Below are 17,974 nucleotides of genomic sequence, written 5' to 3' on the forward strand. Positions count from 1 at the left end.
CACTAAAATTATCCTTTGGAGGAAGTCCATGAAATTGAATAAAATAGCTCTAGCCCTTGTTGCTGTAGCGGCTGCACCGATGGCAGCTAATGCTGGTGTTACTATTAGCCCATTGTTACTTGGTTATCACATGACTGAAGAATTCAGTGATACCTCTGACAAACAGCGTGAAGTTTTACGTACTGGTAAAGACTTATATGTAGATGCCAATGGTAATTCTATTGACGGCCGTGCTGGAAACGTAACTAATGGTGGCGTAGCTAAAGAAAGCAGCCTATACACTGGTGCAGCTTTAGGTATTGAACTTACTCCTTCTACTCAGTTCCAAGTAGAGTATGGTGTATCTGACGCAAACGGTGAAGCTTCTGAAGATTCAGCTGATGCAGGCGTTAACCGCTTTGATATCGAACAAGAAATGATTTCTGGTAACTTCTTGATCGGTACTGAAGAATTCACTGGTTACACTGATAGCGCACTTAAGCCATACGTACTAGTAGGTGCTGGTCAGTCTAAAATCAAAGTAGAAAACCAAGAACAGTATACTAATTCTAACGGTGAAGTAGTTGCTGCTGGTACTGAAGTATCAAACTCTAAAGACACTATCGGTAACCTAGGTCTAGGTGCTATGTATCGCATCAATGACGCGCTAAGCCTACGTGGTGAAGCTCGTGCGATTCATAACTTTGACAACAACTGGTGGGAAGGCATGGCTTTGGCCGGTCTAGAAGTAGTACTAGGTGGCCATTTAGCACCTACAGTAGCAGTACCACCAATGCAAGAGCCAGTAGTTGACAACACTCCAGTAGTTCTTGTTGAAGCTGATCTTGATTCTGACGGTGATGGCGTACCTGATAGCATCGATGCATGCCCAGGCACTCCAATGAACGTTGTAGTTGATGAGCGCGGTTGCCCAGTACCAGTAGACATTACTGACGAACTGAAAATGGAACTACGTGTATTCTTTGATAACGACAAGTCAGCTATCAAAAACCAGTACAAGCCAGAAATCGCTAAAGTAGCAGAGAAGATGCGTGAGTATCCTAACTCTACCGCTCGTGTAGAAGGTCATGCTTCTAAGACTGGTCCTTCAGCACGTTATAACCAACGTCTATCTGAAGCTCGTGCCGTTGCTGTTAAATCTATGCTAACTAACGAATTCGGTATTGCTCCAAACCGTCTATCAACTGTAGGCTATGGTTACAACAACCCAATCGCTTCAAACGACACTGAAGAAGGTCGTGCTATGAACCGTCGTGTTTATGCCATCATCACTGGTGACAAAACAATGACTGTTGAACAAACTAAAGATATGGTTGTTCAATAAGTATTAGCAAAATAACCGTATAGTTAAATATACAGTTACAAAAAAAGCCACCCAATGGGTGGCTTTTTTTTATTTATGTATTGAGAAAAGTGAGTTATTACATAAATTTATGAATCAATAATGTTATACTAGCCACCCAAACATTCTGTAAATTAACAGTATGTACATTAGCATAGCAATCTGTATGATGAATTCGTCAGTATAGATATTTGATTGTATTGAACTTTTTTATTTGATAGCATTCTCTTCTGCGTCATCTTAGATTCAATATCTATCTGATTGATGATGAAAGTTTATTCAGCAGCGCTTACTGCTACTGCATTTTTTTAAGACGAAACGAGCATTTTATATGGCGAACGATATCAAACACCTGCGTAACATTGCAATTATTGCCCACGTTGACCACGGTAAGACAACTTTGGTTGATAAGTTATTACATCAGTCTGGTACTTTTGGCGACCGTGCAAACATTGCTGAGCGTGCAATGGACTCAGGTGATATTGAGCAAGAACGTGGTATTACCATTTTGGCTAAAAACACAGCTATCCGCTGGACAGATAAAACTTCAGAAACTGAATACCGTATCAACATTGTAGATACCCCAGGTCACGCCGATTTCGGTGGTGAAGTTGAGCGTGTAATGTCTATGGTTGACTGCGTACTTTTGGTTGTTGACGCTGTTGATGGCCCAATGCCTCAGACTCGTTTTGTGACGCAAAAAGCATTCGAACAAGGTCTAAAGCCGATCGTTGTTATTAACAAAATCGATCGTCCTGGCTCACGTCCTGATTGGGTAATGGATCAAATCTTTGATTTGTTTGACAACCTAGGTGCAAATGATGAGCAGCTTGATTTCCCAGTTGTTTATGCTTCAGCATTGAACGGTATCGCAGGTCTAGAAGCAGATGATCTAGCTGACGACATGACCCCATTGTTCAAAACTATCGTTGACGTTGTTCAGCCTCCACAGGTTGATGCTGACGCTCCGTTCCGTATGCAAATCTCAAGCCTTGACTACAACAGCTTTGTTGGTGTAATCGGTATTGGCCGTATTCAGCGTGGTAAAGTTAAACTTAACACGCCAGTGACTGTCATTGATAAGCATGGCAAAACACGTAACGGTCGTATCTTAAAAATCATGGGCTACCATGGTCTTGACCGTATTGACGTTGAAGATGCACAAGCAGGTGATATTGTTTGTATCACAGGTATCGATGCGCTAAACATCTCTGATACTATTTGTGATCCTAACAACGTTGAAGCACTACCAGCACTAACGGTAGATCAACCTACAGTATCTATGAACTTCCAAGTAAATAATTCACCATTTGCTGGTCGTGAAGGTAAGTTTGTGACTTCACGTAACATTCGTGAGCGTCTTGAGCGTGAATTGATTCACAACGTAGCATTGCGTGTAGAAGACACTGAGTCTCCTGACAAATTTAAAGTATCAGGCCGTGGTGAGCTTCATTTATCAGTACTTATCGAAAACATGCGCCGTGAAGGTTTTGAGCTAGGTGTTTCTGGCCCAGAAGTTATCGTTAAAGAAGTTGATGGTAAGCTACAAGAGCCATATGAAAACGTTGTTTTCGATATCGAAGAAGAGCATCAAGGCTCTATCATGGAGCAAGTTGGTCTACGCAAAGGCGAGATGACTAACATGGAGCTGGACGGCAAAGGCCGTATGCGTATCGAGGCAACCATACCAGCACGTGGTTTGATCGGTTTCCGTTCTGAGTTCCTAACCCTGACTTCAGGTAGTGGTATCATGACCTCGAGCTTCTCACATTACGGTCCACAGAAGATCGGTGATGTTGGTGGTCGTTCTAACGGCGTATTGGTTTCTATGGCAAATGGTACTTGCCTAGGTTTTGCTCTATTTAACCTACAGAAACGTGGTAAGTTGTTTGCTGAGCCACAGCTTGAAGTTTATGAAGGTATGATTGTTGGTCTTAACTCTCGTAACGATGATATGACTGTTAACCCAACGACTGCTAAACAGTTAACTAACGTACGTGCTAGTGGTACTGACGAAGCATTGACGTTGACGCCAGCAGTGAAGTTCACTCTTGAGCAAGCGCTTGAATTTATTCAAGACGATGAGCTAGTCGAAGTAACACCAAAAGCGGTACGTATTCGTAAACGCTACTTGACTGAAAGTGAGCGTAAACGTCACGGCCGTGGTAAAAAAGGTGCTTAATATCAATAAGTGAGTTACTTAGTAATTCATAGTATTGATGTTTGACGCAAACACTTAGTGTCAGTAGTTTTACTGGCACTAAGTGATTCAAAAAATGAGCAGTATAAGGTGAGCTATTAGTGGTTCACTTTATACTGCTTTTTTTATGTTGTAATCTTGGAAAAATACAGACAGAATGAATAGTGGTATTAATGTATTCAATTATTAACATGAAAGCTAGATGTGATACTAACTATATAAATATCTATTGGTTTATAGATAAATTTTGAGGAAAAAACAATGAGTATGGTTTCAGAGTTTAAAGAGTTCGCTGTCAAAGGTAACGTGATGGATTTGGCAGTCGGTGTCATCATCGGAGGGGCTTTTGCCACCATCACAAAATCTTTGGTAGATGATATTATTATGCCGATTGTCGCTTTTATTTTTGGTGGCGAGATTAATTTTGAAAACATGTTCTTGGTTTTAGGCGATGCACCTGACGGTATTGCTATGACTTATGATGCGCTTAAAGAAGCAGGTGTACCTGTATTGGCTTACGGTAGTTTTATTACCGTACTTATTAACTTTTTAATCTTAGCTTTCATCATCTTTATGATGGTTAGAGGTGTCAATAAAATGCGCCGTGCTGAAGAGGTAGAGGAAGTTATAGAAGAAGCAGTAGAAGAGCCATCAGAGGAAGTGAAGTTGCTACGTGAAATCAGTGCCAAATTAAGTAATACCAGTATTACGAAATAAATTATCAACTCGTTGACAATAAAAAAGGCTAACTTTTCGTTAGCCTTTTTGCTATGAAATAGTCACAGTCATTTTTTATGAACTATTTGATGTGCCTATTAAAAGCAAATTGTTATGGAGTAACCACTACATAATCATTGGTGTTAATTAAAATTTCTGATGGTTGATCGACAACGATACGCACTACGTTATTATCAACGACTTGAGATTTGTAATAGTTGTCTTCGGCAACGGTACAGCCTAAACAACGTCCCATCGCATCCCAAGGCTCAACAAATAGCTTCTGTTGTGCTTGATCTGCATTACCACCAATAAGTGAGAAAGGTAGGCTTACGATATAAGCTGCTGTTCCAGCCACAGCATTCACGAGTTGCAATGGTTTGCCAACAATCGTATCGACTACCATCGTCTCATATGAAGGACCAAAATCAGTTTCATCAATTTCTATAGCTGCAAAAGTAGGCTGGATAGTTGCAGCTAACAATCCTAGAGTTGCCAATACAGTAAAAAATCTCTGCTTAACTGTGCGTTGAGTTTTTGCTTTAACAGTCATAACGATATCCTGAAACTCATAGTAGTATGATTAATGGCTGCTGCTATCTTCACACAGGAATCTTGCGGCAACAATAGTTAGGCTAAATATTACAGAAAAATAAATGATACGCACTATTTATGTAAGCGCTAGCACTATTAAAGCAAGATGCGCGCTAATAAGCAACAAAAATGAGAATAATCTAGTTATAGCTTTGGCAATATTTGATACTTTTAAAAATAGATACTGTATCTAGATATTATCTTAAACTAGACGCAGTACAAACAAACGGATATCCATTATTAGTTATTTTAACGGCTGGCAATTTGGACAATAAACACTGGCTCTACCAGTAAGCTTAATGTTTTCTAGTGTCGTGCTGCAATGTAGACAACTTTCTCCTTGTCTACCGTACACATTTAAGGTTTGCTGAAAGTAACCAGTTTGACCACTTGCTACTGTGAAGTCCCGTAGTGTCGAACCGCCCAGTTTTATCGCCTTCTTTAAAATTTCTTTAATATGATTCACTAAAATGACAGTTTGTTCGTATGAAAGTTGATTGGCCGGCGTAGCAGGGTGGATGCCTGATAAGTACAGGCTTTCAGTCGCATAAATATTGCCAACACCAACTACGACTTCTTGTTCCATGATGACAGATTTAATCGCTCGGGAGATGGGTTTCAGTCGCCTGTTCGTTTTAGTATTATCTGACGATGACTCATTGCTATCTTGACTAGATAAATCAATACGCTGGATTAAGCTGTATAAATAGTCTGCGGTAAAATCTTTTGAAAGTGGTTCAGGACCTAGATGATCTAGTAGTTTATTGCCGTAATCTTTATGCCATAGTACTGAACCAAAACGTCTAGGATCATAGTAGTGTAGCTGAGATTTTTTATTAGCATTATCATTAAAAACGACGACCAGATGGTCATGTTTACGCTTATCAGTACCATAGCTATGTTGCTGTAAGCTGCCTGACATTCCTAAGTGAATAAGAAGCTGACGTGGTTCAACTTTGCTGGCTGACATTGAAGCGTTATTCTGTGCATCTACTGGCAGAAAATTAAGAATCAGATACTTTGCTCGGCGTTCAACACTCTCTAATGTGTAATTAACCAGCTCGTCCAAGTTATCTGGCATCATCCATCGCAGCTTTGGTTGAAATACTTTAACATCAACTACCTGTTGCCCCAACAATGGAGCAAGACTGGCTTTAGTGGTTTCTACTTCAGGTAATTCAGGCATAGTATTTTTTGACAACTCTATTGTGGAATAAACAACGACTGACTTAACGTTTTATTTACACGACTGCACGGCGTGCGTGCAAAATACCATGTTGCTGCTCTAATTTTGCGAGCAACTTAGACAGATGCGCTAAGCCTGAGACTTCAATATGGAACTTTAAAAAAGCAATATTGTCGTCATTGCTTAATGTTTGGACTTGGCGAATATTGACGTTTTCTTTATCAATTATCTGTGTCAAATCACGTAGCAAACCGCGTCGGTCATATGCTTCGACATGAATATCAACGGGTTGATAACGCCCCGTCTGCACTTGCCAAGCGGCTTCTATCTTACGCTCAGGGTCACGCTCGACCAGACGTAAGTACTCTGGGCAGCCTCGATTATGCACGCTAACGCCACGCGATAAAGTGATGTAGCCAGCTATCGGTTCGCCATGCACAGGGTGGCAACAACCTGCCAAATTGATTTCAATATTATCCAAGCCATCGATATGAATTTTATACGCATCGAGCTTACCTGTATCTCGGTTATCTACATGCGGTACAAAGCTCTCTGGTGGTATTTCAGGCTCTAGATGTAGCTGACGAGAGATATGACTGGTTAACTGATTAAGGCCAATATCACCTGTCACTAGACCCACGATAATGTCGTCGGTCGTATTGACATGAAAATGCTGAATATAGTCGTTCAGATCAATACTATTAGGATGAACAGATAGGCGCTCAAGCTCTTTACTGAGCATTTGGCGACCTATTTCAATATTCTTATCACGGTCTTGCTTATTAAACCATTGACGCAGTTTTGAACGGGCACGGTTGGTATGAATATAACCTAACGAGGCTACCAACCAATCACGATTGGGCTCACGTGATGCCTTAGTGATAATCTCAACTTGCTCACCTGTTTTCAACTGATACGTCAGTGGCACATAGCGTTGATTGACACGAGCAGCCTGTGCACGGTTGCCAACTTGAGTATGCACATAGTAGGCAAAATCAAGAACGGTCGCGCCTTTTGGTAGCTCAGTAATATCACCGTCACGACTAAAGATATAAATACGTTCTAGCTCATCAAAATCAACGAGTTGCTCTTCTTCGTCAAACTCGATATCATCTATTTCTTCGCCCGCTACAACAGCTGAGCGTGGCTGATTGCGAGTTTCGTTATTGATAGATAATAATTGGCGTAATGAGCTGATTCTTTGATTCAGATAATTGTCTTTTTTGTTCTTTAGCCCTTCTTTGTAATTAACGTGCGCACACATGCCAAGCTCGGCCTCAAAGTGCATCTCATGAGTACGAATCTGGACTTCTAGTGACTTATTTTCCGCAATTACAGCAGTATGTAGCGAGCGATAACCATTAGACTTAGGGTTAGTAATATAGTCATCAAACTGCTCAGGAATATAACGCCATAAGCCATGTACTAGGCCTAAAACGTGATAACAGTCAGAAGGGCTATTGACCAACACACGTAAGGCGCGAATGTCATAAAGCTGATCGAACGATAAGCCTTTGAGCTTCATTTTTCGATAAATAGAGTAGATATGTTTGACGCGCCCAGATACTTCGCCTTCGATACTGGCATCTGCTAATGATTCATTTAGCTTGTCTTGTACGCGCTGAATATAGGACTCGCGTTCGCTACGTTTTTCTGACAGCAGCTTAGCAATTTCTTTATAGCGGTCAGGCGCAAGATAACGGAAAGCTAAATCTTCGAGCTCCCATTTTAGCTGTGCAATACCTAAACGATGGGCTAATGGCGCATAAATAGTCATGACTTCACGTGCGACACGCGTTTGACGCTCTGGCCTAGAAAAAGTCAATTCACGCATGGCGAACGTACGTTCAGCCAGTTTTATAAGTACCACGCGCACGTCGTTGGTGACAGAGATGAGCATGCTATAAATATTTGATAGCTGATCACGTTGATTATTGACGAAATGATCTTCTAAGCGTTTATTGCTCTCAATAATCTCCGACAGCTTACCCATTGCAAGGGTATCTTTAACAAGCGTCAAAATATCTGGACCAAAGTTTTTTTCCACTTCAGCGAGACTAATAATTGATTTGCGCGCACTGCGATACAGCATGGCCGCGACCAATGCGTCTTCATCTTGATAAAGATAGGTCAAAATATCAGTCATACCAATACCGGTCACATAAGCACCTGAACGCTCAGATTCACTGGTATTCATATGACTGCGAATAAACTCGCAAGCTGCACTTAGGTTGGGTACTGACTCTTGTCCAATACGCTTGGCCACATTATCTAGCCAAGTAGGTACGTCGATGTTGGCGTGGTGGTCTAAGTCGACCGCCTCAAGCTCATCGTTTGATAGCGCATTGGTATCATCCAAATACTCGTCTTCAGTGTGAGGGTCATGCAAATGATAAGTGTGTGCCGCTGATCGATCAAAAGTAGTATGTAGCTTGTGGGTTGCCAACTGGTATTTGATGTCGAGGGGGATTTGGGCATAGCTATTGGCTGACTGGTGGGAGCGTTGGCTCGCCACCAGTTGTGCCGCAAGTGTTGCACTATCGGCCTGAGTGGTCTGTCCATCCACCAGCGGTAATCCTTCACGAATTTTTACCATAGCCGACTCCTCTTAGCTATTTTGAATTGATTATAACCTCATCTACTATGCACACACTCTGAATTAACGATCCATAAAGCGTCAGCTATAAACCAATACAACTGCTAAAAATGTTATTTTTAGCAGCTATAAAATGCGCGTAAAATATATAAAGCTATGAGTGCAAATGCTTGCTATGTAGCGATTGGAAACATCATCAAAAACATAGGAAGATTGTTTACTATTATCTCATTTTAAAGTGACAAATCAAGCGAGCCTCTGTACGGCTGTGGTCAATTACGCTAAATAATGACTATTTATTAGCACAAACTTATCAAAGCTTTGAGTTATCTTAGATAATTGTAATAACGCTTAAATGTCTCTTTAATCAGGTTCAACTATCAGTCATTTCTAGCTATCAATCATTTTTAAAAATTAATAACGTTAAACTGCTACTTTTTCAAAGCGAGCGATAGATTCAACATGACCCGTATGGCAGAACATATCCATCACGCCAGCATGAGTCAGACGATAGCCTTGTTCTAACAATGCTTTTGTATCACGAGCAAGGGTCGCTGGATTACAAGAGACATAAACAATGCGCTCAGCATTAAATTTTGGCAAATATTGCATAATCTCCCAAGCACCAGAGCGCGGCGGATCAATCAACAGTGCATCAAAACCTTGGTTGGCCCATGGCTTATCAGTACAGTCTTGAGTCAAATCTTGACTATAAAATTCAGTATTGTTGATACCGTTGCGACGAGCGTTGTCAGCAGCACGTTCGGTCATGGCTTCACTGCCTTCGACACCGACTACTGAGCCTGTCTCGCCAACGAGGCGCGCTAGTGGCAAGCTAAAATTGCCCAAACCACTGAATAAGTCTAGTACGCGTTCGCCTGCTTTTAAGTCCAATAAGTCACAGGCAAGCTTGGTCATCTGACGGTTCACCGATAGATTTACTTGAGTAAAGTCTGTAGGGATAAATTCAAAAGTCAGATCATACTCTGGCAATTGATAATATAAACGCCCAAATTGCTCGCTCAAATCATCAGCGTCTGTCAACGCAATACGTTGGATGCTATCAACGCCTTTCGACTGCAAATATAGCTGCCAATTACGCGCTGCAAAAAATACTTTTAGTTTGTCTATATCAGCGTCTGACAACGGTTCTAAATTACGTACGATGAGCGCAACTGGCTGATTACCATCAGGCAGCTCTGGCAGTTGCTCACCCATTGCAAGCTCAAGCTGGGCAATTTTGTCACGGCTCTCTAAAGTGCTAATAAGCGTTTTGAGGTTTTCAATCTCAAAGCCAATACGTGGATCTAAGATATGACATTCATTTAGCTCTGCCAAGAAGTTACTTGAACGTTCACGGAAGCCGACAAGCGCGGTTTCTTTTTTAACGACATAGCGCACGCCCAAACGTGCTTTGGTACGATAGCCAAGACGATCGCCGACCACAGGGGCGAGCCAATTGTCAGGTTCCGCGTTGGCTTGATGCATTAGCATTTCAGCCAGTACTGACTGTTTAAAGTTTATTTGACCATCTGGCTGCCAGTGCTGTAAGTTGCAACCACCGCAAGTACCGAAATGCGGGCAGGGTGGTACAGCACGTTCAGGGTTTGGGTTGGCAGTGATACTAATGGCATCACCTTCTTCAAAGCTAGCACGGCTGTTGGTTATTTTTACTAAGGCGCTTTCGCCTGGTAGGGCAAAGCTAACAAAGATTTTTTTGCCGTGCTTATCTTCAGCATGACCTTCCGCAACATCAAAACCATTTCCATAGACAGCAACACCGCGACCATCATGTGATAAGCCATCAATATTAAATGGAATTGGCTCTGCATCTTTTAGACGACGACGTGTCTTTGATGATGGCTTTGATTTTTTCTTACTAGGCGGAATGACAATCGTTTGGGTGTCGTTTGTTTGAGTTTCATTCGTTTGAGCGTTACTGTTTTGCGCTGCTATATCAGATGCTGTAGATGTTTTTGAATCGGTGGGTTGCATAAACCTGCCTTAATAATAAATAACTAGAAGAGGGGAATAAAAAACTACTAATAATGCGAATTCTATAATTCGGGTGCCGATGACCAGTCAGCGATAAACTCTTGATGTCGCGGACTACCGTCAGCTTGGGTATACTTTGCCAGATACTCATAGCTCTGCTGCTGCCAAGCATCAAAATCTTGTGAAGACAATTGTCCTGTTAGACGTAACCAGCGTAAATAAATAAGCCAAGTGTTCATAACATCAGACTCACAGTATATAGATAGGGTCTGCCAGTCACCGCTACTAACAAGCGCGCCAACCATGCTGCCATCTACATCAGTTTTACCGGGTAATCCGTACAGACTTGCGACGATATCCATGGCTTCGCGGCGGCTAGCACCGTACTGGCTAAACCGATCCATCAAGTCTAGATGACGCGTATGAAAACGGTTAACATAGTTATCAAAGCGCATGTTTTTAATACGCTCGCCTTCTTCGAACAGCCATGGCGCTGACAAATCATATTGCATGGCACGATATATCAGTACAGGTATGTCAAAGCCCGAGCCATTCCAACTAATAAGTTGTGGCAGTGTCTCAATGTCATTAAAAGCTCTAAAGAATTTGGCTAGGATTTCTTTTTCACTAAATTTATCGGCAGTCAAAGAAAATAGCGATAACTTACCATCCTTGATATACAGAGCTGAGATACAGACAATACGCTGTAGTGGCAAGCGCATAAAGTCGTGCCCTGCTTCTTGTGTACGTATGGCTGTCAGCGCGCTTAACACATCCGCATCGTTAAGAACGGCCAATTGCGGATAGATACGGCGTGCTGCATCGACATCGGCGACAGTCTCGATATCAAAAACCAATATAGGGTCGGATGGTAGCGCTTGTGACATAGATAATCCTGACTATTTATGAGCTTATAGTTAATTCATTATAAAAGAATAACAGCGCTAACCTTGCTTGAAGTATTACGTTTATATCTGCACTTGGCCGCTTTGCACTTTTTTTAAATTAACGATACTAAATGGTATTGCTTATGCATTAATTAACTTCTGCGCTGTTATCCGTATTGCTATCGTCAACGTTATATAAACCCGTTGATAAATAACGATCGCCACGATCGCAGACAATAAAAGCAATAACAGCATTAGGATTTTCTTTTGCCACTTGGGTCGCTGCCCATGCAGCTGCGCCTGAAGATACCCCAGCAAAAATACCTTCAGTTTTCGCCAATTTACGCATATAGACTTCAGCAATACTTTGATCGATATCCATCACTTCATCAATCAAATCTGCATCAAAAATACCTGGCATATAAGCCGCTGGCCAACGGCGAATACCAGCAATCGAAGCTTCTTCGTCAGGCTGTAGGCCGATGATTTTAACGTCTGGATTTTGCTCTTTTAGGTAGCGTGACACACCGGTAATCGTACCTGTCGTGCCCATCGAACTAATAAAATGCGTAATCTTACCTTCTGTCTGTGCCCATAGCTCAGGGCCTGTAGTCAGGTAATGAGCTTGGCTATTGTCAGGATTATTAAACTGATCCAATACGACCCCTTTGCCATCTGCTTGCATCTGCAATGCCAAATCACGCGCAGCTTCCATACCTTCGTCTACTTCAATCAGCGTTGCGCCATAAGCAATCATGGCATCTTTACGTTCTTGGGTAGAGTTGGTTGGCATCAGTAACGTTATTGGGTAGCCACGCATTGCAGCGACCATGGCCAATGCAATACCAGTATTGCCACTAGTGGCTTCAATCAACATATCGCCAGGCTTAATATCACCACGTTGTTCTGCTTGATAAATCATATTAAAAGCAGGACGATCCTTTACAGAACCCGCTGGATTATTGCCTTCAAGCTTAGCTAGTACTGTGGCACCATTGGCAATATGCTCTTGATCAGGCAGACGTTGAAGTTTTACCAGTGGCGTTTGACCAACGCAATCAGCGAGGGTAGTGATTTGAGCAATAAAATTAGCATTTGACATGGCCGTAGTGGACATAAAGTATCCTTTTATATTTTTTAGATATGTTTTTAATGGCTTGTTTTTGATAGAAGCGCTGTTTTTATTGTTTGATCATAATTTTAGACAGTCGCTTGGGTTATAGGTTTACGGTGATAAGCGAGCTAAAAACGAAACGCATTAGAGTGCGCTCTCATATGTTATGACTATGAGCGATATATTGTGGTAAATAAAAAGTGGCTTTATTATATCATTTTGTTTTCAGCTGCGCTTATCGCATCAAAGATTAATAGTCACTGTATCAGGTTAATATCAATGTTACGTTGAGGGTTGCAAAAGTAGAGTTGATAGCTTAAAGCCATATTCTCTTTAACATAGAGTGGTTGGCACTTTAATTATAACGTTATTCATCACATGGAATGCTTAACCAGAACTTATAGAATCCTGTTAAGATAATCTTGAGTTGTATATTAATTGTCTTATCAGAACCAGTGACCTTATTAACGTTCAGTGGGTTCATTAAAAATAGCGCCTTACCCAGATGGTCTGATACGACACGCTGCAAGTAACATGAATACTGACTTTATTACGAATAATTCACGGCAAGAACCTTAGTAGAGAGTAGACCTAGCATGGCATATAAAAAACGTTTCGATACCAGTAGTGCTTATGGTCAGCTGATCATACTGGTGTTTTTGCCTATCTGTGTGTTGGCAGCAGTAGGCGGCATCTTGGTATTTCACGAAACCATGCGTGCAAGCGACTCTGAGCAGGAAGTATTGGCCGAAGCGGTACTTATTCGTTATACGCCAGTCATAGCTGAACTGATTCCTGAGCTGCTAGAACAAGAGCGCCAGCAAGTAGGGAGTAGTGCTGAGAGGACCCAGCAAGCGGCAATGACGACGCTAGAAGGTATCCAAGATAAGCTTGGACGTATGCAATCCGAGCAGCATGTACAGCGCATTGCTATTATTAATGAAGGCAATCAAATACTGGCAACCGTCGGTTATGGCCTCAATGAAGAATGGCCTCTAATCAGTGATTCCGCAAGCTTTTTGTCACAACGCCCAACGCCTGTAGGCACAGCGTATGGCAGTGTATTGGGAGAGTTTGAAGGGCAGACATTGTGGTTGCTCGTCGATATGGATAATGAGCCGCTCTACATTGCACGCTACCGTATTGCGATGGCGTTAGTGATTACTGGCTTGTTTACTATCTTGATTCTACTACTGAGCTTAAATATCTATTCAAAACGTTGGATCGCCCCTATTTATGAGCTGCGTTTGCAGTTGCAACGTACCCATGTCGATAATTTATACCAACCTGTACCCGTTGAGTCAGATGGTGAGCTGAATTTATTACAGCAAGATCTAGTCAGAACATTGCGCCGCCTACATAGAAGCTTTCAAGAGCTCAAAGACCATGCAGAGCAAACGGAAGATGATTTACGGTTGGCATTTGATGAGATGGAGATGCAAAACATTTCTATTCGAAATGCGCGCGATGCGGCAATTTCAACCAGTCAAGCCAAGTCTGCATTTTTAGCCAATATCAGTCATGAACTGCGTACACCATTGAACAGTATCGATGGCTTTATTAACTTGCTGGCACGTCACGGTGAGCTTAATCCTGAGCAGGACTTGTATGTACAGACCATACGTAAGTCCTCAGCACACTTGCTCGCTTTGGTAAATGATGTCTTAGATTTTTCTAAGATTGAAGCAGGCAAGCTAGTACTGGATCGCCATGAGTTCGATCTTTATGACACTATTTATGATGTGGTCGATATGCTATCTCCTGTTTCTGCGGAGAAGGGTTTGCGCATGGCAGTATTGTTTTACAATGATGTGCCGATGCGTATCAACGGCGATGCGCTTCGTCTTAAGCAAGTACTGACCAATATCGTTGGTAATGCCATTAAGTTCACAGATAGTGGTGATGTGGTGGTGCGTGTGAGTTTAGATGACCACCGTGATAATTATCTGATGATTAGCGTGCAAGATAGCGGAAAAGGTATTTCTCTTGCAGATCAAAAAATGCTGTTCCAAAGCTTTAGCCAAGGCGATCCATCAATCACGCGTCAGTATGGTGGTACAGGGTTGGGTCTAGTCATTTCCAAACAGTTAACGCGCTTGATGGGCGGTGATATTGGGTTTCATGATAATACTCAAGAAAATATTGCCAACCAAGGTGCAACGTTTTGGTTTCGCATGCCAGCCCATGTCGACGTGCTAGAGGCAGCCACAGGGCAGACGATTGAATTGCCAGTATTGGCGCCACTAGCAAGCGAGACCGATGAATTTAATGTACTGGTTTGGATCAATCATACCGCTTCGATACAAGTACTCAAGGCCAGCCTGCAATATTTACCGATTAAATTGACTCAAGCCAACTCATTACCGGGTGTACTTGAGTCATTAAAAGAGCACGGTAATTATTGGGATTGGGTCATCGTTGATGATGACACGCAAGACGATATGATGGCACTCCTCAAGCAAATTCGTCTGCACTATCAAGGCAAGCTTGCTGTATTCGGCTACCAAGTAGCTGCCGATCAAGCGCTACTCAATCGCTATCATGCCAACATACTTTATGAACCATTAGACAAAAGACAGCTGTACGCGATGCTCGATACCCAAAGCCGTAGTACGCCGCAAAGCCTGCAAGAACCACGCTGGAAAGGGGTCACTGTACTGGCAGTTGATGACCATTTGCCCAATTTACTAGTGCTTGATGCTCTATTGAGTGAGCTAGGTATTCATGTGGTCACGGCGAGCAGTGGGTTTGATGCTATCGAGATTATCAGTAAACAGCAAACCAAAAACATCAAAACTGCCAAGAGCGATAAGCAAAGCCTATCGAATAAAACGCAACTTTCTAAAGCAGAAACACGTGATGAGATAAATAAGAAAACAAATAGCGCGTTCTATCATGAGGATACGAGCGCTGACGATAAAGCAGCTATGCAAGACAAAGATAATATTGATCTGATCTTTATGGATATTCAAATGCCGCGTATGTCAGGTCATGAGGCGGCTAAGCAGATTCGAAATATCGAAAATGCGGATAGTCGTATCCCTATTATCGCTCTGACAGCTCATGGGTTGGCAGATGAACGTGACAAACTTATAGCCAGCGGTATAAATGACTATGTCGGCAAACCTATTAGTCAACCGCAGTTATTACAGGTGCTACAGAAATGGCTTGGTCGTAAGAGTACGACACCACAATTGACCGCGCTGCCCGATACAGATTTACAGAGCTTTGGCTTACAGCATTCTGATTTGCAGGGTGATAATTTAAAAGGTGCTAATGTACAGGATGCTAATGTACGGAGCACCGACTCATCAGAAGCTGAGCTAACTGCTATTGACTCACTGCGCGGTTACTCAATCAATGATAATAATTTATCGAACGACTTGCTCTCCAACAATGTAAATGGGCAGGAGACTCAAGCCAGTTCAGATATGTCTTCAGATACATTAACCACTACTTATCCAATAATAAGAGGAGACGGGGTAGATCGTAGCAGCACTTCTGTCAGTAGCGAGCCAAAAATTACCCGTCCACTATCCCTGAAAAAAATCCGTGATGATTATTTGCGCGATAGCCAGCCTCGTGAAGGCTATAGACGAGATGCTGCGCGTGATATTCAGCCGCGCTATGAGAGCTTACGTCTACAAAAACAAGGTCAATCGCCACTACTACAATCACCAACAAAGTCTATCGACAGCTCTCAAGATAAAAGCCCTCAAGACCAAAGCTCTCAAAATAGAACAGCTCATGATAATACGATTTTACACGAGCAAATCAACAATGACCTTAGTAACAACAATATAAGCAAAAGCGATACTTCAAACATTTTAGATTGGCAAGATGCGCTCACTCGTTCAGCGAATAAACCTGAATTAGCGGCCAAGCTTATTATTATGATGATCGATACTATCAATGATGAAAAGCAGGCGCTTATTCAGGCATGGGAAGCGCATGACCGTAATATGCTGGCACAAATTGCCCATCGTATACTGGGCGGTAGTCGATATACGGGTGTACCGCAACTGCGTCAGGCTAGCCAGGATTTAGAAGATAAGTGCTTGCTGAATGTACAGCATACGACACCTGTGCAATTTGCAATGATTGAGCCTTATTATGAGGCATTATTAACGGCGCTAGACAACTTGCAAAAGGTAGATTTATCTTCTTATCCGCAGCTTAATTATCATCGCTTAAGCGAAAATGACATGACGTGGAAAATGATATAAGTTGACGATGAGGTAATAAGGTCAGAATCATTCAGGTTCAGAGATCGATAAGTAACCTCGTTAGATTTGCTTATCGCTATTAGCTAGGTGCTCTGTGTATTCTGTATATGAAACTGACTATAGTATCGTGGCAGTCAGTTATTACTACGGTACAACAAAGACAAGCCTGCTAATATTGTGAATATCAGCACCATATTTATTTTATTCATTAATAAGGATTGTTATGAACGCGATTGCAAGTTACCAGTATGAGACTTTACAAGTTAGTATTACAGACAACATACTGACGGTTACCTTAAATCGTCCACATAAAAAAAATGCCATGAGTTTCCAGGTAATCAATGAGTTGATTAAGTTGGCAGGTCGTATTAGCAAGGACAGAACCATACGCGCGGTCATTCTAAATGGGGCAGAAGGAACGTTTTGCGCAGGGATTGATTTAGGAGATTTAAATCATCCAAAGAACACAGCATTTGCGCTTTGGGAATTGATTAAACCATGGCAAAGTGCGTTCCAACGAGTATGTTTGGTATGGCGTGATCTACCAGTACCTGTCATAGCAGTATTGGAAGGGTATTGTATCGGCGCTGGGTTGCAGTTGGCGTTGGCTTGTGACATACGTGTCAGTCACCCTGACTGTCAGTTATCTATTATGGAAGCTAAATGGGGGTTAGTGCCAGATATGGGACTGACTCAATCGGCATTTGGGGTCCTACGAGAAGATACTCTAAAAGAACTCGCCATGAGCGCTCGTATCATCGATGCTAATGAAGGCAAAGAGTTAGGCTTGATTAGCCACTGTAGTGAGGCGCCTCTTGAACAAGCACAAAAGCTTGCTGCCGAGTTTGCAGAGCGCTCTCCTGATGCGGTGCTAGCAAGCAAACGCGTGATAAATGCGATGTATGATCAACCTGCCAAGACTTTATATAAAGAAAAAGCATGGCAGCTTAAAATGATGCTTGGTCGTAATCGTAAGCTTGCCCTCAGAAAAGCAAAGCAGGCCAGCACCTTATTTGGCAAACGCCAATTCCGCTAAATTTTTGCTATCAGTAAATTTTCTAGTGTTATTTTCGTTTGATTCATTCTGATAAAAGAAATTGCTACCTAAGAAAACCAG

Annotated in this window: 11 protein-coding genes; 5 read left to right on the forward strand and 6 right to left on the reverse strand. The window is 42.1% G+C overall.

Features of this window, described 5'->3' with window-relative positions:
• The first annotated feature begins 28 nt into the window (after window positions 1-28).
• The 3 genes from ACS8FA_RS17275 to mscL all read left to right on the forward strand — a co-directional run bounded on the left by ACS8FA_RS17275 (window position 29) and on the right by mscL (window position 4,259).
• Entirely contained in the window at window positions 29-1,324 is a 1,296-nt protein-coding gene (locus ACS8FA_RS17275; protein WP_439266147.1) for an OmpA family protein, read from the forward strand.
• 349 nt (window positions 1,325-1,673) lie between these two features.
• On the forward strand, window positions 1,674-3,524 hold the full coding sequence (typA, locus tag ACS8FA_RS17280) for a translational GTPase TypA (RefSeq protein ID WP_057758402.1): 1,851 nt from the start codon (window positions 1,674-1,676) through the stop codon (window positions 3,522-3,524).
• A 279-nt stretch (window positions 3,525-3,803) separates the two neighbouring features.
• Window positions 3,804-4,259, forward strand: a complete 456-nt coding sequence (mscL, locus tag ACS8FA_RS17285) for a large conductance mechanosensitive channel protein MscL (protein WP_057758404.1) — start codon at window positions 3,804-3,806, stop codon at window positions 4,257-4,259.
• A gap of 112 nt (window positions 4,260-4,371) precedes the next feature.
• Here the strand turns inward: mscL and ACS8FA_RS17290 are convergent, their stop codons facing one another.
• The 6 genes from ACS8FA_RS17290 to cysM form a co-directional block, all read right to left on the reverse strand.
• Complete coding sequence (locus ACS8FA_RS17290) at window positions 4,372-4,812, reverse strand: hypothetical protein (protein ID WP_165596943.1); 441 nt, start codon at window positions 4,810-4,812, stop codon at window positions 4,372-4,374.
• 285 nt (window positions 4,813-5,097) lie between these two features.
• Window positions 5,098-6,039, reverse strand: a complete 942-nt coding sequence (gene mutM / locus ACS8FA_RS17295; protein ID WP_439266145.1) for a bifunctional DNA-formamidopyrimidine glycosylase/DNA-(apurinic or apyrimidinic site) lyase — start codon at window positions 6,037-6,039, stop codon at window positions 5,098-5,100.
• Between the two features lie 55 nt (window positions 6,040-6,094).
• Window positions 6,095-8,635: a RelA/SpoT family protein gene (locus ACS8FA_RS17300; RefSeq protein WP_439266143.1), complete on the reverse strand. Its 2,541-nt coding sequence runs from the start codon at window positions 8,633-8,635 to the stop codon at window positions 6,095-6,097.
• Window positions 8,636-9,058: 423 nt separating this feature from the next.
• Window positions 9,059-10,630: a 23S rRNA (uracil(1939)-C(5))-methyltransferase RlmD gene (gene rlmD / locus ACS8FA_RS17305; protein WP_439266141.1), complete on the reverse strand. Its 1,572-nt coding sequence runs from the start codon at window positions 10,628-10,630 to the stop codon at window positions 9,059-9,061.
• Between the two features lie 62 nt (window positions 10,631-10,692).
• On the reverse strand, window positions 10,693-11,517 hold the full coding sequence (locus ACS8FA_RS17310) for a 3'-5' exonuclease (protein WP_439266139.1): 825 nt from the start codon (window positions 11,515-11,517) through the stop codon (window positions 10,693-10,695).
• 148 nt (window positions 11,518-11,665) lie between these two features.
• Window positions 11,666-12,634, reverse strand: coding sequence for a cysteine synthase CysM (gene cysM / locus ACS8FA_RS17315; RefSeq protein WP_522062694.1), 969 nt, complete (start codon window positions 12,632-12,634; stop codon window positions 11,666-11,668).
• Between the two features lie 593 nt (window positions 12,635-13,227).
• Here cysM and ACS8FA_RS17320 point away from each other — a divergent pair.
• On the forward strand, window positions 13,228-16,857 hold the full coding sequence (locus ACS8FA_RS17320; RefSeq protein WP_439266137.1) for a hybrid sensor histidine kinase/response regulator: 3,630 nt from the start codon (window positions 13,228-13,230) through the stop codon (window positions 16,855-16,857).
• Window positions 16,858-17,080: 223 nt separating this feature from the next.
• Entirely contained in the window at window positions 17,081-17,893 is an 813-nt protein-coding gene (locus ACS8FA_RS17325) for a crotonase/enoyl-CoA hydratase family protein (protein WP_134292623.1), read from the forward strand.
• The last annotated feature ends 81 nt before the right edge of the window (window positions 17,894-17,974 follow it).

This window comes from Psychrobacter sp. 1Y1 (genome assembly GCF_051847395.2).
Classification (GTDB): domain Bacteria; phylum Pseudomonadota; class Gammaproteobacteria; order Pseudomonadales; family Moraxellaceae; genus Psychrobacter.